This is a genomic window from Pseudomonas sp. LjRoot277 (assembly GCF_964253845.1).
Taxonomy (GTDB): Bacteria; Pseudomonadota; Gammaproteobacteria; order Pseudomonadales; family Pseudomonadaceae; genus Aquipseudomonas.
Map to the genome: position 1 here is coordinate 1011718 of NZ_CAXURI020000001.1, position 21547 is coordinate 1033264.

Here is a 21547-nt window from a genome sequence, read left to right on the forward strand (position 1 = left end):
CTCATGGGTATTGATCTTCCGCTGATCTGGGCCGTGATCATCATCTTCGGCATCATGATGTACGTAGTCATGGACGGTTTTGATTTGGGGATCGGGATTCTCTTCCCGTTCATTCCGGGCAAGACCGATCGTGACGTGATGATGAACACCGTCGCGCCGGTCTGGGACGGTAACGAAACCTGGCTGGTGCTGGGCGGCGCAGCGTTGTTCGGTGCCTTTCCGCTGGCCTATTCGGTGGTGCTTTCGGCGTTGTACCTGCCGTTGATTTTTATGCTGATCGGGCTGATCTTCCGCGGCGTGGCGTTCGAGTTCCGCTTCAAGGCCAGGGACGACAAGCGCCATCTCTGGGACAAGGCGTTCATCGGGGGCTCGGTCGCCGCCACCTTTTTCCAGGGCGTGGCGTTGGGTGCGTTCATTGATGGGTTGCCGGTGGTCAATCGCCAATTTGCCGGTGGCTCACTGGACTGGTTGACGCCGTTCACCCTGTTCTGCGGCCTGGCGCTGGTGGTGGCTTATGCGCTGCTCGGATGCACCTGGCTGATCATGAAGACCGAAGGCAAGTTGCAGGAGCAGATGCATGACCTGGCTCGACCGCTGGCTTTCGTGGTGTTGGCAGTGATCGGTATCGTCAGTATCTGGACCCCGCTGGCCCACGCCGAGATTGCCGCTCGCTGGTTCACCCTGCCGAACCTGTTCTGGTTCCTGCCGGTGCCGATTCTGGTGCTGGTGACCATGTACGGTCTGATCCGTGCGGTGGCTCGCAATGCGCACTACACGCCATTCCTGCTGACCTTGGTGCTGATCTTCCTCGGCTACAGCGGTCTGGGCATCAGCCTGTGGCCGAACATCGTGCCGCCGTCGATCTCGATCTGGGACGCCGCCGCACCGCCGCAAAGCCAGGGCTTCATGCTGGTGGGCACGCTGTTCATCATCCCGTTCATCCTGGGTTACACCTTCTGGAGCTATTACGTGTTCCGCGGCAAGGTCACCCACGAAGATGGTTACCACTAGAGCACGCGACAGTGGCGCAGGGCTGAGACCTGTGTCATTTCGTCAGAGGAGATTGCGATGAAGGCGGGTAAACATTCCTTGCAGGAAATCGAAGCAGCAGAGAAAAAGCCGCTCTGGCAGCGACTCGGCTGGCTGGCGATGATCTGGACCGGCAGCGTTGTGGCGCTGTTCATCGTGGCCAGCCTGATGCGCATGTTCATGAATGCCGCGGGCCTGACGACCCACTGATTTTTTGCACCAGATCCCATCCCGTTGCCTTGCGGCACGGATTTACAACCCTCCTTTGCTGGAGGGTTTTTTTGCCTTGGATTATTTTCGGGCTTTAAGGATCACGAACTTGGGTGTGGCCGCCACTTGCTCGACACCGCGGAACAACCGCGCGAGCTTGCTGTGATAACCCAGATGACGGTTGCCGACGATGTACAACGCGCCACCCACCACCAGAGCCTCTCGGGCCTGCTGGAACATGCGCCAGGCCAGGAAGTCGCCGACGACTTGTTGTTGGTGAAACGGTGGGTTGCACAACACCACGTCCAGAGACTGAGGTTCCTGACCCGCCAAACCATCGTCGGCACGTACAACCACTTCCCGGTCACCGAGCGCCGCGCGCCAGTTTTCGGCTGCCGATTGCACGGCCATGAACGATTCGTCCACGAGCGTGTAGTGGGCCTCGGGGTTTTGCAGGGCGCTGGCGATGGCCAAAACCCCGTTGCCACATCCCAGGTCGGCAACCCGCGCTGAACCGAGGTTCTTTGGCAGGTGCGGTAAAAAAGCTCGCGTGCCGATGTCCAGGCCTTCGCGGCAGAACACATTGGCGTGATTCAGCAGTTCGATCTCAGGGGCGTCGAGTCGATAACGGGTCGGGTAGGGGGACACGACAGGCGCTTTGACTTCAGCAGTCGCGATCAATAGCCGAGCCTTCTTCACCGCCAACGAGGCTTGCACCGGGCCGATGTAGCGTTCCAGCAGATCGCCCGCGGCGCGGGGCAAATGCTTGATCATCGCCGCAGCAATCACCTGAGCCCCCGGCGCCAGTTGACCCTGCAAGCGAATCAACTGTTCTTCCAGCAAGGCGAGGGTTTTCGGGACCCGGATCAGTACCCGGTCAAAGGGACCTGAAAAGGCCTCACTGGCCGGTACGCTTGGCACCGCATCAAATGCCTGGCCGTTACGGATCAGATTTTTTTCCAGTCCCTGAAAGGCCAGGAACGAGTCACCGCTGCTGGTCACTTGAACCTTGCCCGCCAGGCTGGCGGCCAATGCGCCAAAGCTGTCGTTGAGCACCAAAACCCGAGTGTCGGCCGAGGGCTGTTGGTCAGCCAGATGGGTGAGCAGGTATTCGTCTGCGGCATCAAATGCCTGCAGCGGTTCGTTCTGCTGTTCGGGCTGGCGGATCAGGTCGAGTCGGGCGAAGGGTGTTTCGAGCAAGGGCATGAGGCGGGGCTCTGGGTAATCAACGGGGTCATCAACAGGTGTCCCGCGGCCCAAGGGCGTTGTAGCGGGCGTGACCGTCCGAGTGCACTGCGTCGTGAAGGTTCACACGTCAACACTCAAGAAGGACCGCAAATGGTACGTTTTTTTCTTTTGGATTACTTGCAGGTTTTTTGGGTCAACGCATCGCGCTGCTATTTAGAAAACCGTCCTTGGTGGCGGCGATGACTGCCGAAATCTTGTTATTGACCCCCAGTTTCAGAATCGCGCTTTGCACATGAAAATTGACCGTGCGTGCGCTGAGATTGAGGATTCTGGCACTCTCATATGCAGTCTTGCCATCAGCCGCCAGTTTTAATACATCGATCTCGCGGGGGGACAAATGCGGCACGGGTGGCTTGGTCGATTTCCTGGGCAGTGTCTGTGCGATCAACGCATGCAGGTGGCGCCCGATGAATACTGAAAAACCGAGATTTTCATACAGCTCAAACGCAGTGATCGGGCAATGGCTTCTGGCCAGGCTCAGAATGCTGCAAACACCACTGTCCTCGTCATGGACCGATTGGGACCAGCCATGCTGCAATCCTTGTTTCTCAAGCGAGTCCCACAACCATGGGGTCTTGGAAAAAAGTTCTTCGCTCCAAAGGACAGGCAGCCTGGAATGAGTGCAGTGAGCCACTACCGGGTCTATTGCGCTGAAATTTTTTTGTTCATATTCAATGTTCCAGTCCGTAGGGTAATTGTTGAGCTGGACTGTATTGAAGTGGTCAGTTTTTATTGGGTATGTTGTTGAAAAGGCGAAAAATTTAAAGCCTATATTTTTCGCGAAACCCAGTGAAATCCGGTAGGCGATATCAATCTCCGTTGTTCGCGATAATTGGTTGAGCTGTGATTCCTTCCACCTCTCCATTGTGTATCTCCAGGTGTGATGTTACTTGGGAGTGCCTTTTTTGGATCCAATGATCTAGCACGAGCCGAGTGTAGGATGTTTCCTATGTTCGTGTGAGATTTTTTGGCTTGGTTTGCGATTTTTAAACAAGTATCTGGTTCTAACGTTAGGGCGTGCTGGTATAGATAACGAAATGTCTGGCTTACTTTAATCAGCCTTGGATTTGTGCGTTAACTGGGTGGTTAATGTTAAGTCGTATCATGAAGTTAATGTGAATGAATCCCTGGCTAAAGCCACTACAAATCATCGGTGTTTAAGCCCTCCGCTTTGCGGGACACTGTGGCTATCTGTTGAATGGAGCACCCCATGACCGCCAGTGCAGAAAAGTTCACTCGTCAGACCTTGCTCGACGTCCAGTCGCTGACCCCCAGTCTGTTTACCCTGCGGACCACCCGGGATCCGGGTTTTCGTTTTCGTGCAGGGCAATTCGCCCGGCTGGGCGTTACCAAGGCTGACGGCAGCACCGTATGGCGCGCCTATTCCATGGTGTCGTCGCCCTATGACGAGTTCCTCGAATTCTTTTCCATTGTGGTGCCGGGGGGGGAGTTCACCAGTGAGCTGAGTCGGCTCGGAGTCGGCGATACGCTGCTGGTAGAGCGGCAGGCCTTTGGTTACCTGACGCTGGATCGCTTTGTCGACGGCCGCGATCTCTGGCTGTTATCCACAGGCACCGGCCTGGCGCCGTTTCTGTCGATCCTGCAGGACTTCGAGGTCTGGGAGAAATTCGAACGAATCATCCTGGTCTACAGTGTGCGCGAAGCCCGGGAACTGGCTTATCAGGACCTCGTCAGCGAGTTGGCCCAGCGCGACTATTTAGCGGAGTTTGCGCACAAGCTGCAGTTCATCACCACGGTCACACGCGAGCAGCATCATGGCGCTCTGAGCGGCCGGATCACTGCGCTGATCGAAAATGGCGAGCTGGAGCAGGCGGCAGGCCTGGCGCTGACGGCCGAGCACTCGAGGGTCATGCTCTGCGGCAATCCGCAGATGATCGATGACACGCGCAAATTGCTCAAACAGCGCCACATGCACTTGAGCCTCAGTCGCCGACCCGGGCAAGTGGCGGTGGAAAACTACTGGTAAAAAAACGGCGCCTCAAGGGCGCCGCTTCTTGTTTTACTAACGCGTTCAGGGCCGGTTGTTCTGAGCCTTGAGCAGATCGCGGATCTCTTCCAGCAACTCTTCTTCCTTGGTCGGAACCGGTGGCAGCGTTGGCGCAACGGCTTCTTCGCGTTTCAGGCGGTTGATGGCTTTGACGCCCATGAAGATCGCGAAGGCGACGATGATGAAGTCAATCAGGCTCTGGATGAATTTGCCGTACGCCAGCATTACCGCCGGGATATCGCCGTTGGCTGCTTTGAGTGTGATGGCCAGGTCACTGAAGTCCACCCCCCCGATCAGCAGGCCAATGGGTGGCATCACCACGTCGCCGACAAACGATGAAACGATCTTGCCGAAGGCGGCACCGATGATGATACCGACGGCCATGTCGACCACGTTACCTTTGACCGCGAAGGCCTTGAACTCACTTATCACGCCCATAGGTTATTTCCTTGTTACAGATGAGGTTGGTGAACGCAGTGTAAATCAGCATGGCGCATCCTGCTCGAAGCAACTGCTTATAGAGCGTGCCTGCTACCGCCCTTCTCGGCGGTAAAAAGTTTGAAAATACCATCACTCTTGCTTGGGGTAGCTGCTTTGGACTGGGGCCACCAGCGCGCCCGCTGAACATTTTATCCCTCTACCGAGTGGCGGGAGGTGCAGGATAGAACTATAGAAAGTAGGGGCATTCGCACTGGGTTGATGCAAGACAACGTGCGGTATATGAAGTTTTTATATAAATGGTCTGCAAGGTATAAAGGCTCGCGCCTCAAACAAATTACCTGTGCTAAATATCAGAACGCCATTATATTTCCATTGGCTTGGTTGTTCCTATTATAAGGTTGGTTTAATAGTTGGGTTGTACGTTCAGGTTTTAAATGACTAAGATTTGTACAGGTTCCGATTTTTGTTTCATTGGGTAAGACTAGTATTTTATTGGGTATGTCGGGGTGGGAAGTTGTACAAGTTTTTATGATTAGTAATGCGCTTAATATATTCCAGGGGCTGAGCAAGTTGCTACCGAAGAGCCGCTGGGTAACTTCGCTGCGCTGATCCGCACCAGCTGAGCTATCATCGCGGTTTTTGCCGGGAGTTCAGATGGCCAAGGCCAAGCGCATGTACGGCTGCACCGAGTGCGGCTCAACCTTCCCCAAGTGGGCTGGCCAGTGCGGTGAGTGCGGGGCCTGGAACACCCTGACCGAAACCATGGTGGAGAGCGGTGGCGCCGCAGCCCCTAGCGGTCGCACCGGCTGGACCGGCCAACAGGCACAGATCAAGACCCTGGCCGAAGTTAGCGTCGAAGAAATCCCGCGTTTTTCCACAGCGTCCAGCGAGCTCGATCGGGTGTTGGGTGGCGGCCTGGTGGATGGCTCGGTGGTGTTGATCGGCGGTGATCCGGGCATCGGCAAATCGACCATTCTGCTGCAAACCTTGTGCAACCTCGCCAAAGTCATGCCGGCGCTGTACGTCACCGGCGAAGAATCCCAGCAGCAAGTGGCCATGCGCGCCCGCCGTCTCGGCTTGCCTCAGGATCAACTGCGGGTGATGACCGAAACCTGCATCGAGACCATCATCGCCACCGCACGGCAGGAAAAACCCAAGGTGATGGTGATCGACTCGATTCAGACGATCTTCACCGAGCAACTGCAATCGGCACCGGGCGGCGTGTCCCAGGTCAGGGAAAGCGCGGCGTTGTTGGTGCGCTATGCCAAGCAGAGCGGCACGGCCATTTTCCTGGTCGGTCACGTGACGAAAGAAGGTGCATTGGCCGGGCCGCGAGTGTTGGAACACATGGTCGACACGGTGCTGTATTTCGAAGGCGAATCCGATGGGCGTTTGCGTTTGCTGCGAGCGGTGAAAAACCGTTTCGGCGCCGTCAACGAACTGGGCGTGTTCGGTATGACCGACAAGGGCTTGAAGGAAGTCTCCAACCCTTCGGCGATTTTTCTCACCCGTGCGCAGGAAGAAGTGCCGGGCAGTGTGGTCATGGCGACGTGGGAAGGGACGCGGCCGATGCTGGTGGAAGTCCAGGCGCTGGTGGACGACAGTCACCTGGCCAATCCACGTCGGGTAACGCTGGGGCTGGACCAGAATCGACTGGCGATGTTGTTGGCGGTGCTGCACCGTCACGGCGGCATTCCGACCCACGATCAGGATGTGTTTCTCAACGTGGTGGGCGGGGTGAAGGTGCTGGAAACGGCATCCGATCTGGCGCTGATGGCGGCGGTCATGTCCAGTTTGCGCAACCGGCCACTGCCCCATGATCTGCTGGTGTTCGGCGAGGTCGGGCTTTCTGGCGAAGTACGCCCGGTACCGAGCGGCCAGGAACGCTTGAAAGAAGCCGCCAAACACGGCTTCAAGCGCGCCATCGTGCCCAAGGGCAATGCGCCGAAAGAGGCGCCGCCGGGGTTGCAGATTATCGCCGTGACGCGTCTGGAACAGGCGTTGGACGCCCTCTTCGAATAACCTTCCAGATAGAACACAAACCCTGTGGGAGCAAGCTCGCTCCCACAGGGTTTGTATTGGTCTTCAAATACTGATCAAGGCGCCCAATTCGCGCTCCAGTTCCTGCGGATCCCCCAGGTTGAGTTCAACCAACCGCCGCAAGCGTTCGATGGATTCCAGGCTGATATGTCGGCAGACGAACCCGAGCTGACCATGATCATCGTGGGTCAGTTGCACATCCATCTTGATGGCGACGTCCTCGTTGAGATGAATATCGACCAGGAAATGCCACTCCCGATTCCCCAGCCACGGTTCGGGCTTTTCGATCAACAGTCCCTTAAGGGACAGGTCGATCAACTTCACCGGCCAGATGAATTCCCCCTGGCTCAGCTCGGTTCGGGCATCGAACGCAATACGTTTGAAGCGGCGGCGATCGGCAGGGTGCTCGCTCATGGCGCAATCCTCGTAAATGTTCGCTGACTATAGACCCGCATTGTCAAAGGCTGCCAGCAAAGTGATGGCTCAACCCATGTCGGGGGATGGCCTTTGCGGCCGTTAGCGCTAAACTCGGGATGGCTGTCTTTCTTGTCCACCCTGGCTGGAATCATAAAATGAAAAATAATAATAGCCTGCTACGCCACCTACCCTGGCTGCTGCTGGCAATCGTAGGGGCGTGCGCCCTTGGGGTAGTGGCATTGCGCCGAGGCGAGGCGATCAATGCCTTGTGGATTGTGGTCGCCGCTGTGGCCATCTATCTGGTTGCGTATCGTTACTACAGTCTGTTCATCGCTAACAACGTGATGCAACTCGACCCGCGACGGGCCACCCCCGCCGTGCTCAATAATGACGGTCTGGACTACGTGCCGACCAACAAACACATTCTCTTCGGTCACCACTTCGCGGCGATCGCTGGTGCGGGGCCGCTGGTCGGTCCGGTCCTGGCGGCGCAGATGGGCTATTTGCCCGGTACGCTGTGGCTGATTGCCGGCGTGGTGCTGGCCGGTGCCGTTCAGGACTTCATGGTCCTGTTCATGTCCACCCGCCGCAACGGCCGTTCCCTCGGCGATATGGTTCGTGAGGAAATGGGCCGCATCCCCGGGACCATCGCGCTGTTTGGCTGCTTCCTGATCATGATCATCATCCTCGCGGTGCTGGCGCTGATCGTTGTGAAAGCCCTGGCCGAAAGCCCGTGGGGTATTTTCACGGTGATGGCGACCATCCCGATCGCGATGTTCATGGGCATTTACATGCGCTACATCCGCCCGGGCCGCATCGGTGAAATCTCCGTTGTCGGCGTGCTGTTGCTGCTCGGTTCGATCTGGTTGGGCGGGCAGATTGCCGCTGATCCGGTCTGGGCCAAGGCGTTCAGCTTCACTGGCGTGCAGATTACGTGGATGCTGGTCGGTTACGGTTTCGTGGCCGCCTCGTTACCGGTGTGGCTGATTCTGGCGCCGCGGGACTACCTGTCGACCTTCCTGAAAATCGGCACCATCGTGGCGTTGGCAATCGGCATCCTGATCACCATGCCCGAGCTGAAAATGCCGGCGCTGACCCAGTTCATCGATGGCACCGGCCCGGTATGGAAAGGCGGTCTGTTCCCGTTCCTGTTCATCACCATCGCCTGTGGCGCGGTCTCCGGTTTCCACGCGCTGATCTCCTCCGGCACCACACCGAAGTTGCTGGATAACGAAGTCAACGCCCGTTACATCGGTTACGGCGGCATGCTGATGGAGTCCTTCGTCGCCATCATGGCGATGGTGGCTGCTTCGGTGATCGAACCAGGCGTGTACTTCGCCATGAACAGTCCGGCGGCAGTCGTCGGCGGTGATGTGGTGGCCGTGGCACAAACCGTCAGCAGCTGGGGCTTTGCAATCACCCCGGAAGCGCTGCAAGCGGTGGCCCATGACATTGGTGAAACCACCATCCTGGCCCGTGCCGGCGGTGCGCCGACCCTGGCGGTCGGTATTGCGCAGATCCTGCACAGCGTGTTGCCGGGTGAAAACACCATGGCATTCTGGTACCACTTCGCGATCCTGTTCGAAGCGCTGTTCATCCTGACCGCCGTCGACGCCGGTACCCGTGCCGGACGCTTCATGCTCCAGGACTTGCTCGGCTCCTTCGTGCCGGCGCTGCGGCGCACGGAATCCTGGACCGCCAACCTGATCGCCACCGCCGGTTGTGTGGCGATGTGGGGATGGTTGCTGTACCAGGGCGTGATCGACCCATTGGGCGGGATCAACACCTTGTGGCCGCTGTTCGGCATCTCCAACCAGATGCTCGCCGGTATCGCGCTGATGCTGGCGACCGTTGTGCTGATCAAAATGAAACGCCAGCGCTACGTCTGGGTGACCATGCTGCCCGCCGTGTGGCTGCTGATCTGCACCACCACCGCCGGCTTCATCAAGCTGTTCGACGCCAACCCGGCGATCGGCTTCCTGTCGCTGGCCAAGAAATACAGCGATGCGCTGGCCAACGGTCAGATCCTCGCCCCGGCCAAGGACATCACGCAGATGCAGCACGTGATCTTCAACGCCTACACCAACGCAACGCTGACCGCGCTGTTCCTGTTCGTGGTATTCAGTATCCTGTTCTATGCGCTCAAGGTCGGTATTTCCGCCTGGGGCAGCAAACAACGTACGGATAAAGAAGCGCCATTCCAGGCTCTGCCGGATGCGTAATCGAGGATTGCAGCATGTTCAATGACCTGAGTCGCCTCGGTAAATACCTCGGTCAGGCCGCGCGCCTGATGGTCGGGATGCCCGACTACGACAATTACGTCGAGCACATGCAAACCAAACACCCGGACAAACCGGTGATGACCTACGAAATGTTCTTCCGGGAACGCCAGGAAGCTCGTTACGGTGGCAAGGGTGGGCCGAAGTGCTGTTGAAGCAACAGCCTGGCTGATGCAATCCCTGTGGGAGCGGCGGTGCGGCGATCCGACTTGCTCGCGAAAGCGGTGTGTCATTCAACGTTAATGTCGACTGACACGACCTCTTCGCGAGCAAGCCCGCTCCCACATTTGTTTTGTGTTGTTTTTTAACTTTGTGAAACAGGAGAACCCGTTTGTCCTCTCCCATCCCGGTAACAATCCTCAGTGGCTTTCTCGGCGCGGGAAAAACCACGCTATTGCGCTACCTGCTCAAAGTCGAACACGGCCTGAAAATCGCCGTGATCGAGAACGAATTCAGCGACGCCGGTATCGACACCCAGCTGTTGGGCGACGAACCGGTGCAAGTGATGACGCTGTCCAACGGCTGCGTCTGCTGCACCATCCACACCGACCTGACCAAGGCTTTGTACCTGCTGCTCGAACGCCTGGACAGCGGCGAAATCGCCTTCGACCGTCTGGTGATCGAATGCACCGGCCTGGCCGACCCGGCACCTGTGGCCCAAACCTTTTTCATCGATGAAGAGCTGCGCGAGCGCTACATCCTCGACGGCATCATCACCCTGGTCGATGCGGCGCACGCTGACACTCACCTGACTCAAACCATCGCCCAGGCGCAGATCGGTTTCGCCGACCGCTTGCTGGTGAGCAAACGCGATCTGGTGGACGAGGCGACCTTTACCGCGCTGAGCGAGCGCCTGACCCGCATCAACCGTCGCGCACCGATCCGCGTGGTCGAGCACGGCAAGATCGATCTGGCCGAATTGCTCGACGTGCGCGGCTTCAATCTCAATGCCGACCTGGGTGGTGGCGTCAGCCTGCGCCCGGTGAGCAAAGCGCCGTCCATCGACCGCATTTCCAGCCTGGTGCTGCGCACCGACAAGCCGCTGGATATCGACAAGCTCAGCGAGTTCATGAACGAACTGCTGGAAGACCATGGCAAGCAACTGCTGCGCTACAAAGGCGTATTGAACATCCTTGGCGAGCCGCGGCGCATGGTGTTTCAGGGGGTGTTGAAGTTATACGGATTCGATTGGGATACCGAATGGGCAGACGATGAAACGCGTGAAAGCGTGATCGTGTTCATTGCCGATGATTTGCCGGAAGAGAAAATCCGTGAGGGGTTTGCGCGGGTAGCGGAGGAGTAAGGCTCGACATTATCAGCGCACTCAAGTGCGCTTTCGCGAGCAAGCCCGCTCCCACTTTTGACCGAGTGCTTCCAGTTGGAATGCGATCAACTGTAGGAGCGGGCTTGCTCGCGAAGGCGATCTAACCAGCAACACGATTCTGGCGGAATATTGGTTGTGAGTTCAGCAATACCGCCTCCAAATGATCCAGGTGTTGGCTGAGCAAAGTCTCTGCCATTACCGCATCCCTACTCTCAACCGCATCCAGAATCCTCTCATGCACCTGCCACACGCAATAACCCTCGGCCTGTGCATCAAACTGCGCAATCGCCAGTGAAGTAAGCGGCACCAGACTGCCAAGAAAATGCGCCAAAGGTGCATTCCCCGCCATTTCGGCCAACTGCAAGTGAAACTCCCCTGACAACCGAATCGCCGGGCCACGCTGATCGCGCTCCAGACACCGGCGCTCACTATCGATCAAGTCGCGCAGACGATTGAGGTCTTGCGGGCGAGGCTGCTGACAGGCCAGCCGCACCAGCGTGAGCTCGGTCAGTCGCCGGGCGTGAAGCGTCTGCCGAGTCTGCTCGACATCTGTCGCGGCGACCCGGGGACGATGATGGGTGCGAAGGATGATGATCTGCTGATGAGACAGGCGCGTCAGCACCTGGCGGATGCTGCTGCGGCTCACCCCGAACATATCTCCCAGGCTTTCTTCGGTGAAGCGACTGCCGGGGACGATGCGCTGTTCGAGAATGGCATCGAATATCCGTGAGTAGAGATCATCCGCTGACGGCTTCCCGGTGTTCGCTCGCGGGAAGGGCAGGGCAGTGAGGATTTGCGGTGAGGCGAAGCTGTTCATGGCTTGTCTCCAGTTCGAAGCGGACTCAAGTGACGAGGTTGTCGTCCGGAATATTCAATTCGATGCCCATCCGCTGGCCTTCCCGAAGGATGTGCCGACGCATTTCGGCGCTGGCCTGGGCGCTGTTTTTGCTGCGAATAGCGCGCACCACGGCTTCGTTCTCCTCAAGGCGCTCAGCCAAATGCTCCGGAGAGTTGCGCAGCACGTCGGCGCTTTGCTTGAGAGCGTTGCTGGTCTGTTGCACCACACTCTGGAAAATCGGGTTCGAGGTCAGTGTGAACAGCTCTTCGTGGAACGCGATGTAGGCGTTCACCCCGGCTTCGCTGTCGTTGGCTTCCAGCGCTTCGCGCATGTCCATCAGGGTCAGGCGCAGTTGCCCGACTTCCTTGCTGCTGATCGACTGCGCCACCAGGCCGACAATGAACGGTTCCAGCGTGTAGCGCAGTTGCAGCACGTCTTCCAGGCTCGCACCGGCGACTGCGCTGTCATGGCTTTGGCTGTCGCTGAGATTGGCCTCCAGCACCACCACGCCCTTACCCGGCATGGAGCGCACCAAACCGAGGGTTTCCAGCACGATGACGGCTTCACGCAGGCTCGGGCGGCTGATGCCCAGTTGTTCGGCCAGCTCACGCTGCCCCGGCAGCATTTCGCCGGAGCGCCACTGACCACGGGCCAAAGCGGCCCGAAGTTTCTCTACGACTGAATTGACGACGGTTGACGAGGTGATCACTGTTCGCTCCATGAGCATCCAAAACGATTGATGACCGTGCCTGCCCGTGGGCAGACACGGCGATTATTCAGAATTCCTGCTGATGTGCCGGGCCGACAGGTTTTCTCGGCTGGAAGGTATAACCCACCTGGCCAGAAAGTACTTTGTTCGCCCGTTGAATATCGATGTCCTTTTCCCAGCGTGCGATGGCCACGGTGGCGACGCAGTTGCCGATCAGGTTGGTCAGCGCCCGGCCGATGCCCATGAACCAGTCCACTGCCAACACCAGCACCAGGCCGACCACCGGAATCGCCGGGATCGCCGTCAGTGTCGCCGCGAGAATCACCAGCGCCGAGCCGGGAATCCCGTGGGCACCTTTGGAGGTGATCAACGACACCAGCAGAATCGTCAGCAGGTCGGTCATGGCCAGCGGCGTGCCGGTGGCATTGGCGATGAACACGATGGCCAGGGTCAGGTAGATCGAGAAACCGTCCAGGTTGAACGAGTAACCGGTAGGAATGACCAGCCCGACCGTCGAACTGCCGATGCCCAGATGTTCAAGCTTGCGCATGATTTGTGGCAGCACGGCGTCGGAGGAGGCGGTGCCCATGACGATCAGCAGTTCTTCGCGCAGGTATTTGAGCAACGGCCACATCCGCAGGCCGGACAGGCGCATCACCAGGCCGAGAATCAGCGACACAAACGCCACGCAGGTCAGGTAAAACAGGCCAACCAGGCTGCCCAGGTGCTGCAGCGAATCCAGGCCATATTTGCTGGTCGTGAAGGCAATCGCCCCGAACACACCAATCGGCGCCAGACGCACGATCATGCCCATGATGCGGAAGATCACGTGGCTGAGTTCGTTGATCAACCGGGAAATACCGGAGGCCGCTTCGCCCACCAGATTCAGCGCACTGCCGAACAGCACCGAAAACAGCAGGACTTGCAGAATGTTGTTCTCCGCGAAGGCGCCGATTACCGAGGTCGGGATCAGGTCCATCAGGAACTGCGTGGTGGTGTGCATGTGCTGACCGCGCTGGGCGATGTCGCCCATGTCGGCAGCAGAGAGCTGATCCAGATGAATGTTCGCGCCGCTGCCGATGCCGGTGCTGAAAGCGAACACCAGACCAATCACCAGGGCGATGGTGGTCAGGATTTCGAAGTAGATCACCGATTTCAGGCCGATGCGTCCGACCTTCTTCAGGTCGCCGGCACCGCTGATGCCGCTGACCACTACGCAGAACACGATCAGACCGATGAGCATCTTGATCAGTTTGATGAAGCCATCGCCGAGAGGTTTGAGCTGGGCGGAGTATTCAGGAAGGGTCAGCCCGCAGACGATGCCGAGCACCAGTCCGAGAACCACTTGGAGGAAGATTGAACGCGAGCACCATCTGAGCATGGGAGGAATCCTGGTCGGTGTCCTGGCTGCCGTGCGCTTCGCGCATCAGATTCAGGACTTAATTATTGTGGTCTTACCGGTATGTCCAGTGCAGGCGCAGTCTAGGCGCTGTTTTTGGGTGATCGCAAGCGATTTTTGAGTCATTGGCATTACCGGTCTTACCAGTTGGACGCAATGCCCCGACCTTGAGCCTTTTCGCGGTTTGAAAAAAATTGCGGACGAAAAAAAACCGGCCATCACTGGCCGGTTTTTTCATTGCTGCGGTTCTGCGGGCTGATTAGGCGCCGTATACCGGCAGCTTCTTGCAGATGGCCTTGACCTTCTCACGAACGGCGTCGATCACCGCTTCGTTGTTCAGGTCCGCCAGGATGTCGCAGATCCAGCCGGCCAGCTCTTTGCACTCTGCTTCCTTGAAGCCACGAGTGGTCACAGCCGGAGTACCGAAGCGCAGGCCGGAGGTGACGAACGGGGAGCGGGGATCGTTTGGCACGGAGTTCTTGTTCACGGTGATGAACGCTTTGCCCAGAGCGGCGTCGGCGTCTTTACCGGAGATTTCCTGCTTGATCAGCGACAGCAGGAACAGGTGGTTTTCAGTCCCGCCGGATACTACGTCGAAGCCGCGCTCGATGAACACACCGGCCATGGCCTGGGCGTTTTTCACCACTTGTTGCTGGTAGGTCTTGAACTCAGGTTGCAGTGCTTCCTTGAAGCAGATCGCTTTGGCGGCGATCACGTGCTCCAGCGGGCCACCCTGGGCACCCGGGAACACCGCGGAGTTCAGTTTCTTCTCGATGTCGGCGTTGGCGCGAGCCAGGATCAGACCGCCACGTGGACCGCGCAGGGTCTTGTGCGTGGTGGTGGTCACGACGTCAGCGAAAGGCACCGGGTTCGGGTAGACGCCAGCGGCGACCAGACCGGCCACGTGGGCCATGTCGACGAACAGGTAGGCGCCAACCTTGTCAGCGATTTCACGGAAACGCGGGAAGTCGAGGATCTGCGAGTAGGCAGAGAAACCGGCCACGATCATTTTCGGCTTGTGTTCAACCGCCAGACGCTCGACTTCGTCGTAGTCGATCAGGCCGTTGCCGTCGATGCCGTATTGAACGGCGTTGTACAGCTTGCCGGAGGAAGAAACGCTGGCACCGTGGGTCAGGTGACCACCGTGCGCCAGGCTCATGCCCAGGATGGTGTCGCCCGCTTGCAGCAGAGCCAGGTAAACGGCGCTGTTGGCTTGCGAACCGGCGTGCGGTTGAACGTTGGCGTAATCAGCGCCGAACAGTTCTTTTGCACGGTCGATGGCCAGTTGCTCGACCACGTCGACGAACTCGCAACCACCGTAGTAGCGCTTGCCCGGGTAGCCTTCGGCGTACTTGTTGGTCAGTACCGAGCCTTGAGCTTCCATGACCGCAGGGCTGGTGTAGTTTTCCGAAGCGATCAACTCGATGTGTTCTTCCTGGCGCTGAGCTTCTTGCTCCATGGCGGCAAAGAGATCGGCGTCGTACTTGGCAATAGTCAAATCACGGCTGAACATGGCGGTCCTCAAGGATCGGGGCAGAAAAGGGGAGCATTCTAACCCAATGGGTTTTAGATGGCATATGAAAGGACATCATGTCGCAGACAAGTGGGCTTCATGACCAGATATGCGGTGCGTCGGAGGGCCTCTTCGCGAGCAAGCCCGCTCCCACATTTTGAAATGCGTTCCCCTGTGGGAGCTGGCTTGCTCGCGAAGAGGCCGCCCGCAACACCACAAGGCCTCAGTCGAACATGAACAACGCATCATTGCTGAACTGCGCTTCAAACCGGTTCGCCGGCATCGGACGGCCGAACAGATAGCCCTGAACCTCGTCGCAACCATGCTCACGCAGGAAGTCGAGTTGCTCGTGGGTTTCCACGCCCTCGGCGATAACCGCCAGATTGAGGCTGTGGGCCATGGCGATGATCGCGCGGGCAATCTGCGCATCCTGCTCACCCGACGGCAGGCCGTCGACGAAGGTGCGGTCGATTTTCAGCACGTCGATCGGGAACTGCTTGAGGTAGTTGAGCGATGAGTAACCGGTGCCGAAGTCATCGACCGCAATGCTCAGGCCGAGATTTTTCAGCCCGGCGAGAATCTGCATCGCTTCGCTGACTTCGCGCATCAGAATACTTTCGGTCAGTTCCAGCTCCAGGCATGCCGGCGGCAGGCCGGTTTCCCTGAGGATGGTGGCGATCCGCGTCCCGAGTTGGCCGTCGGAGAATTGCCGGGCCGAAATGTTCACCGACACCTTCGGCACCCGAACCTTGGCCTGATGCCAGGTCTTGAGTTGACGGCAGGCCTCGCTGATCACCCAGTCGCCGACATCCACCACCAGACCGAGCTCTTCGAGCACCGGAATGAAATCTCCCGGCGGCACCAGACCGCGTCGCGGATGGCGCCAGCGCAGCAAGGCTTCAGCGCCGGTCAGGCGTTTGCCATCGCCGCTGAACTGCGGTTGGTAGTAGAGGACGAATTCGTTCTGCTCCAGGGCATGACGCAAGTCGCTTTCCAGTTCCAGACGCTCCAGGGCGCTGGCGTTCATATCGGCCTGATAGAACTGGAAGTTGTTCTTGCCACGCTCCTTGGCGTGATACATCGCGGTGTCGGCGTTTTTCATCAGCTGGCTGAGTTCGTTACCGTCCTGAGGGCTCAGGGCGATGCCGATACTGGCGGTGACGAAGAATTCGCGGCCTTCAAGCACGAACGGTTTCACCAGGCTGGCGAGAATCTGTTCGGCCACATGAATAGCCCGGTTCAAGGCAATTTCCCGGTTGGCCCGTGGTTGCAGCAGCAAGGTGAATTCATCGCCGCCCATGCGCGCCACGGTGTCGTCATCATCGACACAGCCGAGCAGGCGCGTGGCCATTTCCTTGAGCATGCGATCGCCGGCGGCGTGGCCCAGGGAGTCGTTGATCGGTTTGAAGCGGTCGAGGTCGAGGAACATCAGCACCACCCAGGACTTCTGCCGTTCGGCCGATTGCAGTGCCGTGTGCAGGCGATCCTGGAACAGCGTGCGGTTGGGCAGGTGGGTCAGGGCGTCGTAATAGGCGAGGCGGTGAATCCGCTGCTCACTGGCCTTGCGTTCGCTGATGTCGCTGAAGAAGCACACGTAGCTGGCCAGATCGCCTTCGTCATCCAGCACCGCCGTGATCCCGACCCAGGCCGGGTAATGCTCGCCATTGCGTCGTTTGAGCCAGACTTCGCCTTCCCACGTGCTGTGCTGATGCAATTGCTTGAGCACGTAACGCAGATGGGCTTCCTGCTGATCGTCGACGGTCAGCATGTTCGGCAATTGGTCGAGCACCTGCTCCACCGCATAACCGCTGACGCGGCTGAAGGCTTCGTTGGCCTGGACGATGTAGCCGGCCGGGTCGGTGATCAGGATCGCCGAGGTCGAGTGCTCAAATACGGTCGCGGCCATGCGCAGGTCTTTTTCGGCCCGGCGTTGCTGGCTGATGTCGCGACCGACGCCCAGCACGCCTTCGAATGCACCGTGTTCGTCCCAGACCAGCACCAGCCGCAGTTCGATAGGAATTTTTCGCCCGTCGGCCCGCAGGCAGTCGAACAAAAACAGTTGGGTCTGCACCTGGCTGCGCAACAGCGCCAGTTGGTCGGGTTTATTCAGCGCTTTGCTGACCCGGTCCATCAGGCTGTAAATGCCGGTCAGCTGTTGCGGGTTGGCGATGGTCGATTGCCAGCCGTTCTGGAAAATCCAGTCGGCGTCGTAGCCCAGCACGGCTTGCACCGACGGGCTGACGTAGTTGAGCGCCAACTTGCTGTCGGTTGAGAAAATCACGTCGCTGATGCTTTCGGCGAGCATCCGGTAACGCTGCTCGCTGTCGCGCAGGGACTCACTGGCTTCGATCTGCTCGGTGATGTCCTTGGCCACGCCGATGATCCGTGTGACCTGATCGTGCTTGTCCCGCGCCAGCGCCTGTTCACGGATGTCGAAACGCCGCCATTTACCATCCCGGTGGCGGAAGCGCAGCTGGCATTGCATCAATTGTCTGTAACCGGTCTGCCGCTGGGTTTGGCGCGAGCGGTGGTAGAAGTCGGCATCTTCGGGGTGCAGCAGGATTTCCCAGAAGTACTCGCCCATCTGGTGCAGCTCGGTGCGGTTGTAACCGAGTGTCTGGCCCAGGTGGTGGTTGCTGAAAATCATTCGCTGGCTGATCACGTCCTGCACGTACAGATGATCCGGCACGGTGCGTACCACGTCGGACCAGAATCCTTCACGCTCCAACAGCGACAGTTCGACGAGCTTGCGGCTGGTGATGTCGGTAATGCTCAGGATCACCGCTTTATAGTCGTCCTGGTCTTCCGGCAGACGCAGGACCAGCCACAAGTGCTGGTCGCGGCCATTGGCATCTTGCAGTTTGATTTCCAGTTCAAGCTGTTTCTGCTGGTTGAGCACCGCGTCGAGCACTTGATTGCCGATGGCGGTGCCGTCCTGCGGGTTACCGTCGATCAGCAGTTTCCAGGCTTGATCGCAGGTGTTGACGTTGAGCAGTTGCAGGGCGACCAGGTTGACTTCGGTGATGCGCAGTTCTTGCAGCAGTTGCTGGCGCTGTTCCGGTGTATCGAGCCAGGCTTTCAGTTGTTCGCTGCTGTGCAGCTGAGCCTTGTCAAAGAAGCTTTTGAGCCCGAATACGTCGAGTACACACAGTGCGACACCGGTGCCTTCGAAAATATCCTGGTAGCGTCGACGGCCTTCGTGCACCTGGCGCTGGCGGCGGCGCATGTTCAGCAGGGCGATGAACGGCAGCAGGGAGAAGGCCAGACCCAGAAGGCATTTGCCGATGAACGCCGGCAGCAGCTGTTCGATCATCCGTTGCCGGTCGAACAACCCGCGCAGTTGCCAGTCGCTACTGCTCAGGGGCACGGTCAGCACGCTGTTGGCCACATCGTCCTCGGTCAGTTCGCCGGGCTTGGCCAAGGGTAGTGACTCATCGCGACTGATGACTTGGTGATTGAAGCGGTTTTCCACCAGCCACAGCGGGCGAATACCGGTTTCGTTTTGTTTGGTCAGCGATGAAAAAAATGTTGGCGTCAGGCGCAGAACCCAGTAGCCGCGGGTGTTACCGCTGGCTTGATGCAGCAACAGGTGCACCACCGAGCCGTCATTGGCATTGCTGAAATAATGGGCCTGGGCGTGACTGCGCCGGACCAGTTCGCTCAGGTAGTCGGCATCGTCGCTGTTGTCGGCGCTGTCGGTGAGGATTTTCCCGGAAGGGCTGAGCAACGCGAGGCTGCGCAGCTCGGGCAAGGATTTTTGCAGTTTGCGAAACAGCGCCTGCAGTTCGTCGGCGCTTTTTGGTTGTTCGACGATCGGTAGCAGGTTGAGGGCGATCTGGGCGTTGAGCGCCATGTTCAGGCTGACTTGCGAGGCCAGATCGGCGGTGTAGTTGATGGTGTACTGACGCTGGTGTTGTTGGGCATCGCGAAGCTGATCCAGCAACTGCCAGAACAGCAGCGCGAGCAACAACAGGACGAGCGTCGCCAGCGCGCCCTTCAAGGACCCACGCAGGGGTGAGCCGGTCGCAGGATTGAGTGCGCTCACGGAAGAAGGGGGAGTGACATTAGACAAACTGTAATCCTGCGGTTTGGCTGGACTGGCGCGACATGCACTATAAGCCGGACGCCCGGAGGGCGGCTAGCATGCCTTGAGTTGTGGCAAAGTGCCAGTCCCGCTCGGCTGGACTGCCTTCCGTCAATCAGGTAGCTTTGCCGGTTACGCGGGAGCGTTCCAGCTCCTAGAATCAGGCTTTTTCAGCGCGCACGCATTGATACCTATCAATCGGACGACGCGCACGGCCTGGCCGGGCATCGCCCGCGCGCCAATCATTCATCGTTCACTGACCCTAGGTTCTCCATGGCTCAATACGTATTCACCATGCATCGGCTGGGTAAAGTTGTTCCGCCGAAGCGGGAAATCCTGAAAAACATTTCGCTGTCGTTCTTCCCGGGCGCCAAGATTGGCGTACTCGGCCTTAACGGTTCGGGTAAGTCCACGCTGTTGAAAATCATGGCGGGCGTCGACACCGAGTTCGAGGGTGAAGCCCGTCCGATGCCGGAGCTGAACATCGGCTACCTGCCGCAAGAGCCGATCCTGGACCCGACCAAGACCGTGCGTGAAGTGGTCGAGGAAGCGGTCAGCGTGATCAAGAACGCCCAGGCTCGCCTGGACGAGGTCTACGCGGCTTACGCTGATGAAGATGCCGACTTCGACAAACTGGCCGCAGAACAAGCCAAGCTTGAAGCCATCCTGCAGGCCAGCGACGGCCACAACCTGGATCGCCAACTGGAAGTCGCCGCCGATGCGCTGCGTCTGCCGGCGTGGGATGCCAAGGTCGAATTCCTGTCCGGTGGTGAGAAGCGTCGTGTGGCCCTGTGCCGCCTGCTGCTGTCCGCCCCCGACATGCTGCTGCTCGACGAACCGACCAACCACCTGGACGCCGATTCCGTCGCCTGGCTGGAGCACTTCCTGCACGATTTCCCGGGCACCGTGGTTGCGATCACGCACGACCGGTACTTCCTGGACAACGTCGCTGGCTGGATCCTCGAACTCGACCGCGGCGCCGGTATCCCTTACGAGGGCAACTATTCGGGTTGGCTTGAAGCCAAGTCCAATCGTCTGGCTGCCGAATCCAAGCAGCAGTCGGCCCACGAAAAAGCCATGAAGGAAGAACTGGAGTGGGTGCGCCAAGGCGCCAAGGCCCGCCAGTCCAAATCCAAGGCTCGTCTGCAACGCTTCGAAGAAATGCAATCGCAGGAATTCCAGAAGCGCAGCGAAACCAACGAGATCTACATCCCGGCCGGTCCACGCCTGGGCGACAAGGTCATCGAATTCAAAAACGTTTCCAAGGGTTATGGCGATCGCGTGCTGATCGACAACCTGTCGTTCTCCATGCCTAAAGGCGCCATCGTTGGCGTGATCGGCGGTAACGGTGCCGGTAAATCGACCCTGTTCCGCATGCTGATGGGCAAGGAAACACCGGATTCGGGCAGCATCGAAGTCGGCGAAACCGTGCAACTGGCGTGCGTCGATCAGAGCCGCGAAGACCTGGACGGCAGCAAGACTGTGTTCCAGCAAATCTCCGACGGTTCGGATCAGATCCGCATCGGCAACTACGAGATCCCGTCGCGCACCTACGTCGGTCGCTTCAACTTCAAGGGCGGCGATCAGCAGAAGTTCGTCAAGGACCTGTCCGGTGGTGAGCGCGGTCGCTTGCACCTGGCCCTGACCCTGAAAGAGGGCGGCAACGTCCTGCTGCTCGACGAACCGTCCAACGACCTCGACGTTGAAACCCTGCGTTCCCTGGAAGAAGCCCTGCTGGACTTCCCGGGCGCCGCCATTGTGATCTCTCACGATCGGTGGTTCCTTGACCGCGTCGCGACTCACATCCTGGCGTACGAAGACGACTCGCAAGCGGTGTTCTTCGAAGGCAACTACACCGAGTACGAAGCCGATCGCCGCAAACGCCTCGGCGAAGCCGCTACTCAGCCGCACCGTGTACGGCACAAGAAACTGGCCTGATTTCAGGTTGGTTGCATGAAAGAACGGAGCCTTAGGGCTCCGTTTTTTTTTGCGTTTTTTCAGTGGTACC

17 protein-coding genes are annotated in these 21547 nt (G+C 58.7%); 8 read left to right on the forward strand and 9 right to left on the reverse strand.

The window, feature by feature from the left end:
* The first annotated feature begins 3 nt into the window (after positions 1-3).
* Positions 4-1011 carry a cytochrome d ubiquinol oxidase subunit II gene (gene cydB, locus ACSQ87_RS04800; protein WP_046048761.1) on the forward strand — a complete coding sequence of 336 codons (1008 nt, stop codon included), beginning with the start codon at positions 4-6 and terminating at the stop codon, positions 1009-1011.
* 57 nt (positions 1012-1068) lie between these two features.
* Positions 1069-1239 (forward strand): DUF2474 domain-containing protein, encoded by a 171-nt coding sequence (locus tag ACSQ87_RS04805; RefSeq protein WP_082555883.1) that lies wholly within the window; start codon positions 1069-1071, stop codon positions 1237-1239.
* A gap of 81 nt (positions 1240-1320) precedes the next feature.
* Here the strand turns inward: ACSQ87_RS04805 and ACSQ87_RS04810 are convergent, their stop codons facing one another.
* Together ACSQ87_RS04810 and ACSQ87_RS04815 are read right to left on the reverse strand one after the other, a co-directional pair.
* Positions 1321-2445 (reverse strand): methyltransferase, encoded by a 1125-nt coding sequence (locus ACSQ87_RS04810; protein WP_046048762.1) that lies wholly within the window; start codon positions 2443-2445, stop codon positions 1321-1323.
* Between the two features lie 175 nt (positions 2446-2620).
* On the reverse strand, positions 2621-3352 hold the full coding sequence (locus ACSQ87_RS04815) for a helix-turn-helix transcriptional regulator (protein ID WP_223431667.1): 732 nt from the start codon (positions 3350-3352) through the stop codon (positions 2621-2623).
* A 345-nt stretch (positions 3353-3697) separates the two neighbouring features.
* Here ACSQ87_RS04815 and ACSQ87_RS04820 point away from each other — a divergent pair, with 345 nt between their 5' ends.
* Positions 3698-4474 (forward strand): ferredoxin--NADP reductase, encoded by a 777-nt coding sequence (locus tag ACSQ87_RS04820; RefSeq protein WP_436273456.1) that lies wholly within the window; start codon positions 3698-3700, stop codon positions 4472-4474.
* Between the two features lie 45 nt (positions 4475-4519).
* On the opposite strand, the gene mscL is transcribed toward ACSQ87_RS04820, so the two are convergent.
* Positions 4520-4933: a large-conductance mechanosensitive channel protein MscL gene (mscL, locus tag ACSQ87_RS04825; RefSeq protein ID WP_436273457.1), complete on the reverse strand. Its 414-nt coding sequence runs from the start codon at positions 4931-4933 to the stop codon at positions 4520-4522.
* Positions 4934-5590: 657 nt separating this feature from the next.
* Between mscL and radA the strand changes: the two genes are divergently transcribed.
* Positions 5591-6958 carry a DNA repair protein RadA gene (gene radA, locus ACSQ87_RS04830; protein ID WP_008149143.1) on the forward strand — a complete coding sequence of 456 codons (1368 nt, stop codon included), beginning with the start codon at positions 5591-5593 and terminating at the stop codon, positions 6956-6958.
* Between the two features lie 63 nt (positions 6959-7021).
* Here radA and ACSQ87_RS04835 read toward each other — a convergent pair whose 3' ends face one another.
* The gene (locus tag ACSQ87_RS04835) at positions 7022-7390 is read right to left on the reverse strand and encodes a PilZ domain-containing protein (protein WP_223431665.1); all 369 of its coding nucleotides are present in this window, start codon (positions 7388-7390) and stop codon (positions 7022-7024) included.
* Between the two features lie 158 nt (positions 7391-7548).
* Between ACSQ87_RS04835 and ACSQ87_RS04840 the strand changes: the two genes are divergently transcribed.
* From ACSQ87_RS04840 to yjiA, 3 genes are all read left to right on the forward strand, one after another.
* Entirely contained in the window at positions 7549-9615 is a 2067-nt protein-coding gene (locus ACSQ87_RS04840) for a carbon starvation CstA family protein (RefSeq protein WP_436273458.1), read from the forward strand.
* A gap of 14 nt (positions 9616-9629) precedes the next feature.
* Positions 9630-9827: a YbdD/YjiX family protein gene (locus tag ACSQ87_RS04845; RefSeq protein ID WP_008154232.1), complete on the forward strand. Its 198-nt coding sequence runs from the start codon at positions 9630-9632 to the stop codon at positions 9825-9827.
* A gap of 176 nt (positions 9828-10003) precedes the next feature.
* Complete coding sequence (gene yjiA / locus ACSQ87_RS04850) at positions 10004-10975, forward strand: GTPase (RefSeq protein ID WP_436273459.1); 972 nt, start codon at positions 10004-10006, stop codon at positions 10973-10975.
* Positions 10976-11096: 121 nt separating this feature from the next.
* Here yjiA and ACSQ87_RS04855 read toward each other — a convergent pair whose 3' ends face one another.
* The 5 genes from ACSQ87_RS04855 to ACSQ87_RS04875 form a co-directional block, all read right to left on the reverse strand.
* Positions 11097-11813 (reverse strand): GntR family transcriptional regulator, encoded by a 717-nt coding sequence (locus ACSQ87_RS04855; protein ID WP_223431663.1) that lies wholly within the window; start codon positions 11811-11813, stop codon positions 11097-11099.
* 25 nt (positions 11814-11838) lie between these two features.
* The gene (locus ACSQ87_RS04860; RefSeq protein ID WP_150658214.1) at positions 11839-12543 is read right to left on the reverse strand and encodes a FadR/GntR family transcriptional regulator; all 705 of its coding nucleotides are present in this window, start codon (positions 12541-12543) and stop codon (positions 11839-11841) included.
* A gap of 67 nt (positions 12544-12610) precedes the next feature.
* Positions 12611-13924: a C4-dicarboxylate transporter DctA gene (locus ACSQ87_RS04865; RefSeq protein WP_436273460.1), complete on the reverse strand. Its 1314-nt coding sequence runs from the start codon at positions 13922-13924 to the stop codon at positions 12611-12613.
* A 277-nt stretch (positions 13925-14201) separates the two neighbouring features.
* The gene (glyA, locus tag ACSQ87_RS04870) at positions 14202-15455 is read right to left on the reverse strand and encodes a serine hydroxymethyltransferase (RefSeq protein ID WP_436273461.1); all 1254 of its coding nucleotides are present in this window, start codon (positions 15453-15455) and stop codon (positions 14202-14204) included.
* Positions 15456-15678: 223 nt separating this feature from the next.
* The gene (locus ACSQ87_RS04875; RefSeq protein WP_436273462.1) at positions 15679-19527 is read right to left on the reverse strand and encodes a sensor domain-containing protein; all 3849 of its coding nucleotides are present in this window, start codon (positions 19525-19527) and stop codon (positions 15679-15681) included.
* Between the two features lie 285 nt (positions 19528-19812).
* Here ACSQ87_RS04875 and ettA point away from each other — a divergent pair, with 285 nt between their 5' ends.
* A complete protein-coding gene (ettA, locus tag ACSQ87_RS04880; protein ID WP_056742850.1) occupies positions 19813-21477 on the forward strand; it encodes an energy-dependent translational throttle protein EttA in 1665 nt (554 codons plus the stop codon).
* Positions 21478-21547: the final 70 nt, after the last annotated feature.